Origin of the sequence: Nonomuraea sp. NPDC049158, assembly GCF_040648335.1 — a bacterium.
Classification (GTDB): domain Bacteria; phylum Actinomycetota; class Actinomycetes; order Streptosporangiales; family Streptosporangiaceae; genus Nonomuraea.
On sequence record NZ_JBEZDM010000071.1, the window covers coordinates 17,742 to 28,380 of the forward strand.

Annotated in this window: 8 protein-coding genes; 6 read left to right on the forward strand and 2 right to left on the reverse strand. The window is 70.9% G+C overall.

From position 1 onward, the window contains the following. Positions 1–44: 44 nt before the first annotated feature. The 5 genes from AB0B61_RS56680 to AB0B61_RS56700 all read left to right on the forward strand — a co-directional run bounded on the left by AB0B61_RS56680 (position 45) and on the right by AB0B61_RS56700 (position 7,765). Positions 45–3,698: a nitrate reductase subunit alpha gene (locus AB0B61_RS56680; protein WP_358450466.1), complete on the forward strand. Its 3,654-nt coding sequence runs from the start codon at positions 45–47 to the stop codon at positions 3,696–3,698. After that, entirely contained in the window at positions 3,698–5,353 is a 1,656-nt protein-coding gene (gene narH, locus AB0B61_RS56685) for a nitrate reductase subunit beta (RefSeq protein WP_358450468.1), read from the forward strand. Before AB0B61_RS56680 ends, narH begins: the two co-directional genes overlap by 1 nt. Then, positions 5,350–5,979 carry a nitrate reductase molybdenum cofactor assembly chaperone gene (gene narJ / locus AB0B61_RS56690; RefSeq protein WP_358450470.1) on the forward strand — a complete coding sequence of 210 codons (630 nt, stop codon included), beginning with the start codon at positions 5,350–5,352 and terminating at the stop codon, positions 5,977–5,979. Before narH ends, narJ begins: the two co-directional genes overlap by 4 nt. Next, complete coding sequence (narI, locus tag AB0B61_RS56695; protein WP_358450472.1) at positions 5,976–6,692, forward strand: respiratory nitrate reductase subunit gamma; 717 nt, start codon at positions 5,976–5,978, stop codon at positions 6,690–6,692. The genes narJ and narI overlap by 4 nt, the downstream gene beginning before the upstream one ends. A gap of 89 nt (positions 6,693–6,781) precedes the next feature. Next, positions 6,782–7,765 (forward strand): hypothetical protein, encoded by a 984-nt coding sequence (locus AB0B61_RS56700; protein ID WP_358450474.1) that lies wholly within the window; start codon positions 6,782–6,784, stop codon positions 7,763–7,765. Positions 7,766–7,867: 102 nt separating this feature from the next. Here the strand turns inward: AB0B61_RS56700 and AB0B61_RS56705 are convergent, their stop codons facing one another. Next, entirely contained in the window at positions 7,868–8,269 is a 402-nt protein-coding gene (locus AB0B61_RS56705) for a GntR family transcriptional regulator (RefSeq protein WP_358450476.1), read from the reverse strand. A 100-nt stretch (positions 8,270–8,369) separates the two neighbouring features. Between AB0B61_RS56705 and AB0B61_RS56710 the strand changes: the two genes are divergently transcribed. Then, positions 8,370–9,998 carry a GAF domain-containing protein gene (locus AB0B61_RS56710; RefSeq protein WP_358450478.1) on the forward strand — a complete coding sequence of 543 codons (1,629 nt, stop codon included), beginning with the start codon at positions 8,370–8,372 and terminating at the stop codon, positions 9,996–9,998. A gap of 30 nt (positions 9,999–10,028) precedes the next feature. On the opposite strand, the gene AB0B61_RS56715 is transcribed toward AB0B61_RS56710, so the two are convergent. Continuing rightward, on the reverse strand, positions 10,029–10,448 hold the full coding sequence (locus AB0B61_RS56715) for a pyridoxamine 5'-phosphate oxidase family protein (protein ID WP_358450480.1): 420 nt from the start codon (positions 10,446–10,448) through the stop codon (positions 10,029–10,031). Positions 10,449–10,639 lie beyond the last annotated feature (191 nt).

Sequence of the window (10,639 nt, forward strand, 5' to 3'; positions counted from 1 at the left end):
GAGGCATGTCCGGTTTCGAGGAGCTAGATGAAGGAGCTGTGCGTATGGCGGGTATGGACGGGCCGGTCAGCGACGCCCTTCTGAGACTCGGCCGGCACCTGCGGCCCGGCGCGGTCTCCGGCGACCTGCGGACCCTGCACCAGATCGGCGGACGCCAAGGCGACGCCTTCTACCGCGACCGGTGGAGCCACGACAAGGTCGTCCGCTCCACCCACGGCGTCAACTGCACCGGCTCCTGCTCCTGGAAGGTGTACGTCAAGGACGGCGTGATCACCTGGGAGGCCCAGCAGACCGACTACCCCAGCGTGGGCGGCGACCGGCCCGAGTACGAGCCACGCGGCTGCCCGCGCGGCGCCGCCTTCTCCTGGTACACCTACTCGCCCACCAGGGTCCGTTTCCCGTACGCCAGGGGCGTCCTGGTGGAGATGTACCGGGAGGCGAAGGCGAGGCTCGGCGACCCGGTCGCCGCCTGGGCCGAGATCACCACGGACCCGGACAAGCGCCGCCGCTACCAGTCGGCCCGCGGCAAGGGCGGTCTGGTGCGCGTCACCTGGGACGAGGCCTGCGAGATCATCGCCGCGGCGCACGTGCACACCATCAAGACCTACGGCCCCGACCGGGTGGCCGGTTTCTCCCCGATTCCGGCCATGTCGATGGCCTCCCACGCGGTGGGCGCCCGGTTCGTGTCGTTGATCGGCGGGGCGATGCTGTCGTTCTACGACTGGTACGCCGACCTGCCGGTGGCCTCCCCGCAGGTGTTCGGCGACCAGACGGACGTGCCGGAGTCGGCCGACTGGTGGGACGCCTCGTACCTGATGCTGTGGGGCTCGAACGTGCCGGTCACCCGCACGCCCGACGCCCACTTCATGGCCGAGGCGCGCTACCGGGGCCAGAAGGTGGTGGTGCTCGCGCCCGACTACAACGACGCCGCCAAGTTCGCCGACGAGTGGCTGGCCCCGCACCCGGGCACGGACGGCGCGCTGGCCATGGCGATGGGGCAGGTGATCCTCAAGGAGTTCTTCGCCGACCGGCCGACGGCCGGGTTCACCGACTACGTCAAGCGCTTCACCGACCTGCCGTTCCTGGTCCGGCTGCGGGAGCGGGCCGGGTCGTACGTGCCGGACAAGTTCCTCACCGCGGCCGACCTGGGGCAGGAGGGGGAGGAGGCGGCGTTCGCCACGGTGCTGCTGGACGCGGGGACCGGCGAGCCGGTCGTGCCGAACGGCTCGCTCGCCTTCCGCCACTCCGAGCAGGGGCGGGGCCGCTGGAACCTCGACCTGGGCGAGGTGGATCCGCTGCTGACCGTCCTGGGCGAGCAGGCGCTGACGGTCGCCCTGCCGCGCTTCGACGGGCACGGCGACGGGGTGCTGGAGCGGGGCGTGCCGGTGCGGCGGGTCGGCGGCCACCTGGTCACCACGGTGTACGACCTGATGCTCGCCCAGTACGGCGTGGCCCGCGACGGGCTGCCGGGGCGCTGGCCGTCCGGCTACGACGACGCGGCGGAGCCGTACACCCCGGCCTGGCAGGAGGCGATCACCGGCGTGCCCGCGGCCAAAGCGGCCCGGATCGCCCGCGAGTTCGCGCGCAACGCCGAGGAGTCCGGCGGCCGGTCCATGATCATCATGGGGGCGGGGACGAACCACTGGTTCCACTCCGACACCATCTACCGCTCGTTCCTGGCGCTGACCACACTGACCGGCTGCCAGGGCGTCAACGGCGGCGGCTGGGCGCACTACGTCGGCCAGGAGAAGTGCCGGCCGATCACCGGCTGGGCGCAGCTCGCCTTCGGCCTGGACTGGTCGCGCCCGCCCCGGCAGATGATCGGCACTGCCTATTGGTACCTGCACACCGACCAGTGGCGCTACGACACCTACACGGCCGATGTCCTCTCCTCGCCGCTCGGCGACGGCGCGTTCGCCGGCAAGGCCACCGCCGACCTGCTGGCGCAGTCGGCGCGGCTGGGCTGGATGCCGTCGTACCCGACGTTCGACCGCAATCCGCTCGACCTGGCCGACGAGCTGGCCGCGGCGGGCGCGCAGGCGGGGCCGTACGTGGCCGAGCAGGTCGCCTCGGGCCGGCTCGGCTTCGCCTGCGAGGACCCTGACGCGCCCGCGAACTGGCCGCGCGTGCTGACCGTGTGGCGGGCCAACCTGCTCGGCTCCTCGGCCAAGGGCAACGAGTACTTCCTGCGCCATCTGCTGGGCACCGACTCGTCCGTGCGGGCCGAGGAGGCCGCGCCCGGACAGCGGCCGCGGAGCCTGACCTGGCCGGAGCAGGCGCCGCGCGGCAAGCTGGATCTGCTGCTGTCGCTGGACTTCCGGATGACCTCCACCACGTTGTTCTCCGACATCGTGCTGCCCGCCGCCACCTGGTACGAGAAGCACGACCTGTCCTCCACCGACATGCACCCGTTCGTGCACGCCTTCACCCCGGCGATCGACCCGCCCTGGCAGACCCGTACCGACTTCGCCGCCTTCCACGCCATCGCCAGGGCCTTCAGCGACCTGGCCAGGACCCACCTGGGCACGCGTACGGACGTGGTGGCCATGCCGCTGACGCACGACACGCCCGACGAGCTGGCCACCCCGCACGGGCGGGTGCACGACTGGCGCGTGACGGGCCGGCCGCCCACCCCGGGACGCGACTTCCCCAAGATCGTCACGGTGGAGCGCGACTACGGGGCGGTGGCGGAGCGGATGGCCGCCCTCGGCCCGCTGCTGGAACGGCTCGGCGCCACGACCAAAGGGCTGACGTACGACGTCTCCGGCGAGATCGACCGGCTGAGCCGGATGACCGGGATCGTCCGCAGTGGCAGCGCCACAGGGCGACCCTCCCTGGCCCGCGACAGCGACATGTGCGAGGCCATCCTGGCCCTGTCCGGCACCACCAACGGGCACCTGGCCGCCCAGGGGTTCGCCACGCTGGGCCGGCGTACCGGAACGTCGTTCGACGGGCTGGCCGACGAGCACAAGCAGATCACCTTCGCCGACACCCAGGCCCGGCCCGTGCCCGTGATCACCTCGCCGGAATGGTCGGGCAGCGAGACCGGCGGGCGGCGCTACTCGCCGTTCACCATCAACATCGAGCACCGCAAACCCTGGCACACCCTCACCGGCCGCCAGCACTTCTACCTCGACCACGACTGGATGCACGAGGCCGGCGAGGCGCTGCCGACCTACCGGCCGCCGCTCGACATGACCGCGATGTTCGGCGAGCCCGGCGTCGGCGAATCCGGGGCGGACGGCATCACCGTGCGCTACCTCACCCCGCACTCGAAGTGGTCCATCCACTCCGAATACCAGGACAACCTGCTCATGCTCACGCTCTCCCGAGGCGGGCCGACCATCTGGATGAGCCCGGCCGACGCGGCCAAGGCGAAGATCCGCGACAACGACTGGATCGAGGCGGTCAACCGCAACGGCGTCGTCGTGGCCCGCGCGGTCGTCTCCCACCGGATGCCCGAGGGCACCGTGTACATGTACCACGCGCAGGAACGCGTCGTGGACGTGCCCAAGAGCGAGACGTCCGGGCGGCGCGGCGGCATCCACAACTCCCTCACCCGCCTGCTGGTCAAGCCCACCCACCTGATCGGCGGCTACGCCCAGCTGTCGTTCGCCTTCAACTACCTCGGGCCCACCGGCAACCAGCGCGACGAGGTCACCGTGATCCGCCGCCGCTCTCAGGAGGTCGACTACTGATGCGGATCATGGGGCAGCTGGCCATGGTGATGAACCTCGACAAGTGCATCGGCTGCCACACCTGCTCGGTCACCTGCAAGCAGGCCTGGACCAACCGGGCCGGGGTCGAGTACGTCTGGTTCAACAACGTCGAGACCCGCCCCGGCCAGGGCTACCCACGCACCTACGAGGATCAGGACACCTGGAAGGGCGGCTGGGAGCTCAACCGGCGCGGCCGGCTCCGGCTGAAGGCGGGCGGGCGGCTGAAGAAACTGCTCACCATCTTCGCCAACCCGCTCATGCCCTCCATCCAGCAGTACTACGAGCCCTGGACCTACGACTACGACCGCCTCTTCTCGGCCCCCGCCAGCGAGGACACGCCCGTCGCCCGGCCCAGGTCGCTGATCACCGGTGAGCCCACGAAGATCACCTGGAGCGCGAACTGGGACGACAACCTCGCCGGCGGCCCCGAGCTCACCGCCGCCGACCCGGTTCTCCGTAAGCTGTCGGACCAGGTGAAGCTGGAGTTCGAGCAGGCGTTCATGTTCTACCTGCCGCGCATCTGCGAGCACTGCCTCAACCCCTCGTGCGTGGCCTCCTGCCCGTCCGGCGCGATGTACAAGCGCTCCGAGGACGGCATCGTCCTGGTCGACCAGGACCGCTGCCGCGGCTGGCGCATGTGCGTGACCGGCTGCCCGTACAAGAAGGTGTACTTCAACCACCGCACCGGCAAGGCGGAGAAATGCACCTTCTGCTATCCCCGGGTCGAGGTCGGCATCCCCACGGTCTGCTCGGAGACGTGCGTGGGCCGCCTGCGCTACCTCGGCCTGCTGCTCTACGACGCCGACCGGGTCCTGGAGGCCGCCTCCGTCCCGGACGAGAAGGATCTGTACGAGGCGCACAAGAGCGTGCTGCTGGATCCGCGCGACCCCGAGGTGATCGCCGCCGCCCGGGCGGCGGGCATCCCCGAGGACTGGCTGGAGGCGGCCCGTAACTCCCCGATCCATCAGCTGATCTTCGAGTACGGCGTGGCCCTCCCGCTGCACCCGGAATACCGCACGATGCCGATGGTCTGGTACATCCCGCCGCTGTCGCCCGTGGTCGACGTGCTGGCGAACACCGGCCACGACGGCGAGGACGCCGGCAACCTGTTCGGCGCGATCGACGCCCTGCGCATCCCGATCGGCTACCTGGCCGAGCTGTTCACCGCCGGCGACCCCGGGCCGGTGCGGGCCGCGCTGCGCCGCCTGGCCGCCATGCGCTCCTACATGCGCCGCCTCAACCTCGGCCAGGACCCCGACGAGTCGATCGCCGCCGCCGTGGGGATGAGCGGCCTGCAGGTCGAAGGCATGCACCGGCTGCTCGCCCTGGCCCCCTACGACGAGCGGTACGTCATCCCCAAGGCCCACGCCGAGCAGGGCGCGCGGCTGGAGGAGAGCGCCACCGGCTGCAGCCTCGACTACGAGGGCGGCCCCGGTATGAGCGGCCCGTTCGGCGAGTCCTCCGGTCTGCCCGACCCGGTAGCGGTGGAGAACTTCCACGCGCTGCGCGAGCGTCAGACCGGCGACGACCTGGAGGACGTCGGCGAGCTGCGCGGTCGGGTCAACCTCCTCAACTGGGACGGCAAGGGCACCCCTGAGGGGCTGTTCCCGAAGAGAAACCGGGACGGATCATGATGAGGGCTCTGGCAGAAGGCGAACTGCGGACCGCCCACATGGTGGCCAGCGTGCTGCTCGGCTACCCCGACGAGCGGCTGTACGGCGCCCGCCAGGTCCTGGCCGAGGCGGTGGACGCGCTGCCCGCCGGGGAGGTCCGCGACCGCCTGACCGCCTTCCTCGACCACGTCGCGGGCACCGCCCAGGCCGACCTGGCCGCCCACTACGTGGCGACCTTCGACCTCAAGCGACGCTGCTGCCCGTACCTGACGTACTACGCCTACGGCGACACCCGCAAGCGCGGCGGGGCGCTGCTGCGTTTCAAGCACGCCCTGCGCGCCGCGGGCTTCGAGGTCGCCGACGGCGAACTGCCCGACCACCTGGCGGTGGTGTGCGAGCTGTCGGCCCGCGGCGCCGTGCGGGAGGCCCATCGCCTGCTGCGGGAGCACCGGGCCGGCCTGGAGCTCCTGCGCACGGCGCTGGAGGACGAGCGCTCGCCGTACGCCGACGTGGTGGCCGCCGTGGCCGCCACACTGCCCCCGGCCGGCCCGCGCGAGAAGGAGGCCGCGCTGCGGCTGGCGGCCGAAGGACCGCCCGCCGAGGAGGTCGGGCTGGAGCCCTACACCGTCACGGAGGCATCACGGTGAACGCCCTCGACATCCTGCTGTGGATAGTGGCGCCCTACGTGGCGATCACCGTGTTCGTGCTCGGCCACGTGTGGCGCTACCGCTACGACAAGTTCGGCTGGACCACCCGATCGTCACAGATGTACGAGTCGCGGCTGCTGCGGGTCGGCAGCCCGCTGTTCCACTTCGGCATCCTGGTCGTCCTGCTCGGCCACATCGGCGGGCTGGTGATCCCCAAGAGCTGGACCGAGGCCGTAGGCGTGAGCGAGGCGGCCTACCACGCCGGCGCCGTCCTGCTCGGCACCATCGCGGGCCTCGCCACCCTCGGCGGCCTGGCGATCCTCATCTACCGGCGCCGCACCGTCGGACCGGTGTTCACCGCCACCACCCGCAACGACAAGCTCATGTACCTGGTGCTGAGCGCCACCATCGTGCTCGGCCTGGCCGCCACGGTGGCGGCCAATGTCATCGGCGGCGGCTACGACTATCGCACCACCATCTCACCCTGGTTCCGGTCGATCTTCTCCTTCAGCCCGGACCCCGCGCTGATGGCCGGCGCGCCCATCCTGTTCCAGTTGCACGCGCTCAGCGCGCTGCTGCTGTTCGCCATCTGGCCGTTCACCCGGCTGGTGCACATGCTCACCGCACCCCTCGGCTACCTGACCCGCCCCTACATCGTGTACCGCAGCCGCGCCGACCGGTCGACCGGTTCCCGTACGCCCTGGCGCCCCTGACCGCGGAAGCAGCGAGGAGTGCCGTATGGCCGTGATCGATGGGACTTTGGCCTCTGCCGGTGGCAGGCACGCGGGCGGATCGTGGAGCCATGGCGATCCGCGGCCTGACCTGGGAGAACGACATGACCATCGACATCGCGCTCGAGGCGGCGCGCTGGGCACCGTCGGTGCACAACACCCAGCCCTGGACCTTCGCCGTCACGGGCCAGGAGATCGCCGTCCGCGCGAGCACCGATCGCAAACTGGCCCTGGAAGACCCTGGCGGCAGGGAAATGCTGATCAGCTGCGGGGCGGCCGTGTTCAACCTGCGTACCGCGCTGCACCAGGCCGGCCGGGAGCCGATCGTGCGGATCCTGCCCGATCCCGACCGGCCCTCGCTGCTGGCGACGGTACGGCTCGGCGAGGCCGTCGAGCCGGACGAGCACACCAGCATGCTGGCCGGGCAGATCGAGGTACGGCGTACGCACCGGGCGGGATTCACCGAGGCGCCCGTGCCCGAGGGGCTCGTGGCACAGTGGCAGCGCGAGGCCGCCACCGAGGGCGCGACCTTCACGCCGGTCGGGGCGCCCGCCGCCGTACGGGCCCTGGCCGCGCTCACCGAGGCGGCCCAGGCCGTCCAGTCGCAGGACTGGCCCTTCACCCTCGAGGTCATGCGGTGGGCGCGCCCACCGGAAAGCACCCGAGGCGACGGCGTGCCCGCCGACGCCTACCCCAAGCAGCCGGCCGGCGAATTCGCCCAGCGCGACTACGCCCACCAGCACCCCTGGGGCACCGACACCGACCAGCGCACGTCGAGCGCCACCGGGGTGGTGGCGCTGCTGACCACCCGCGAGGACACCCGCGAGGCCTGGCTGGCGGCCGGGCAGGCACTGCAGCACGTGCTGCTGCACGCCTCGGCCCACGGGGTGAGCGCCGCCTTCCACACCCAGGTGCTGGAGGAGCCGCACCTACGCGACTTCCTCCGGCAGCGGATGTGCGCGGGCGCCTACCCGCAGATGCTCATGCGGCTCGGCATCGCCGCCGACGAGAGCCACGGGGTCCGCCGCCCGCTCACCGACCTGACCGACCCATGATCTTCCGCCTGATCCACAGGGGTCAGGCGGACGAGGCGTCCTGGGGTTGGCGAGTGAGCCGGAGGAAGGTCTCCTCGACCTGACGGGCGATGTCCGCCGCGGTCAGGCCGAGGCGGGCGAGCACGCGCTCGCGGCCGTCCGCTCGATGACGTCGACGAGCCGCGACAGCCGCTCCGCACGATCCCCCAAGCCCAACTCGGCCACCCGGCCCGCCCCGGGTACCTCGAGCATCATGCGCAGCTCGAAGATCTCGGTGAAGTCCTGCTCGGTGAAGGACACGACACGGAATCCCCGATTGGGCAGCGCTTCCAGCAGACCCTCATCGACCAGGGCGAGCATCGCCTCGCGTACCGGGCTCGTGGACACTCCGAGCTCCGTCGCCAGTGACGCCGCCGAATACACCTCGCCCGGCTCCAGGGCGCCCGTGACCAGCGCCTCCCTCAGCACCGACAGCGCCTGATCGCGCAGACTCGTCCGCTGCAGGGAAGCTCCCGTCAAAACCACGGGTAGTGCTATATCACCGATTAGCCGTCACGCCTCACAGGCTACCGCCAGCTGTTCGCGGGAGCTTTACCGATCGATCGTGCGGGCAGAAACTGCGGGTATGAGCGATGGATCGGTGATGCCGTCCATGCGGCTGGACGAGTTGCTGGCTGAGCTGCAGGTGCGGCTGAACGCGGTGCTCGCCACGCGCGACCGCGTGCACGCGCTGCTGGACGCGGTGGTGTTGGTGGGCAGCGATCTCGATCTGGAAACGGTGCTGCGGCGGATCGTGGAGACCGCGACCAACCTGGTGGACGCCAGTTACGGCGCACTGGGGGTGATCGGCCATGGGAGCACGCTGATCGAGTTCATACCCGTGGGATTGACCGAGGAAGAAATCGCCAAGATCGAACACTGGCCGCACGGGCTCGGCCTGCTCGGATTGTTGATCAAGGATGCCCGGCCGCTGCGACTGGCGCGGATCGCCGATCACCCGGAGTCCTACGGTTTCCCGCCCGGCCATCCGCCCATGGGCACCTTCCTGGGCGTGCCGATCCGGATGCGTGAGGAGGTGTTCGGCAACCTCTACCTGACGGAGAAGCGGGGTGGCGGAGAGTTCGACGAGGAGGATGAGGCCGTCGTCATCGCCCTGGCCACCGCGGCGGGCGTGGCGGTGGAGAACGCGCGTTTGTACGAGCAGACCCGGCGGAGGGAGAAGTGGCTGCGGGCCTCCTCGGAGATCACCACCAGCCTGCTGTCCGGCACCGATCCGCGCGACGTCCTCGTCATACTGACCAGCAAGGCCAAGGAGATGACGGATGCCGACCTGGTCGAGCTGATGGTGCCCGCCGACGGCGGCACCCGGCTGGTGGTGGAGATCGCCGAGGGCGACCGGGCGGGCGAGCTGCTGGGCACCTCGTGCGCGGTGGCAACGACGATGGCGGGTGAGGTCTACACCCGCGGCGAGTCGCTCACCGAGGGCGACATGCGGCTGCTGGTGCCCTTGGGCGCGCCGCCTTCGGTGCGCGGGGTGGTCGCCATGAGCAAGCGCTCGGGGCGGCTGCCGTTCAGCGAGGCCGAGGGCCACATGCTGGAGGCCTTCGCGGGCCAGGCGGCCATCGCGGTGGAGCTGGCCGAGGTGCGTCGCGCCGCGGAGCGGCTCAGCCTGCTGGAAGACCGCGACAGGATCGCCAGGGACCTGCACGATGTGGTGATCCAGCGGCTGTTCGCGGTGGCCATGACGCTGATGGGCGCCGTCAGGCTGATCGAGCGTCCTGAGGCCACGAGCAGGGTCCAGCACGCGGTCGACGAGCTGGACGACACGATCCGGCAGATCCGAGCCAGCATTTTCGCCCTGCAGGGTTCGGGGACGAGCGGGCTGCGCGGTCAGATCGCCGAGTTGGTCGGCGGGGCCGCCGCGCACCTGGGCTTCCGTCCAGGGCTGCGTCTGGAAGGGCAGCTCGACACGCTGGTCGGCCAATCCGCGGCCGAGCAGGTGACGGCCGTGCTGCGCGAGGCCCTGTCCAACCTGGTACGGCACGCCAAGGCGACCAAGGCCGACATCCTGCTGGAGGCGGCGGCCGGCCGGCTGACCCTGGTCGTCACCGACAACGGGGTGGGCATCGAGCCCGATGGCCGGCGCAGCGGGCTGGCCAACCTGGAAGAACGTGCCACCCGCCTGGGCGGCACGTTCACCGTCGATTCACCCGAGGGCGGCGGAACCCGGCTCAGGTGGTCGGTCCCGCTGTGATGCGGTGGCTCAGCTGGTCGCTCTGGCGGCTCAGGTGGTCGGTGCCGCGGTGATGCGGCGGCCGGAAACCTGCTCGGCCGCCACCACGATGTAGTGGTCACGGCTGCCCGGCGCCCACGGCATCAGGGGGAGTTGTGCGAGGCGGGCCATCTCCTCGGGTTCGTGTACGGTTCGCGCGTGCCCGACCGCGGTCACGGACCAGCCGGTACGCGAGTCGGGGTCGAACTCGTCGGCTTCGAAGGCGACCACGCTCCGCTGGGTGGCCGCGGCCAGCTTGGAGCCGACGGAAGTGCGGATCACGATGTGCTCGCCGTACAGGCAGAAGTTGACCGGCTGGACGGCGGGCAGGGCCCGGTCGGTGAAGACGATCCGGCCGATCCGCGCCGTGTCCAGCAGGCCGAGGCACTCCTGTCGAGAGAGCACCTGCAGGCCGGACGCGTCTAGTTGCATGCTTCCCAGCATCGGCGGATCGGGGAGGGGCCGTTAGGGTCTTTCGTCCTTGTTTCGCGGCCGTGGGGGGGGCCCCCGCGGGCGCGCCCCCCCGCCCCCCACGGCACGCGGCGCGACCGCCCGCCAAAACCCCAACCAGACAACACAACACCCCAAAGACACCCCCACGGGAACCGACACACCCCAAATAC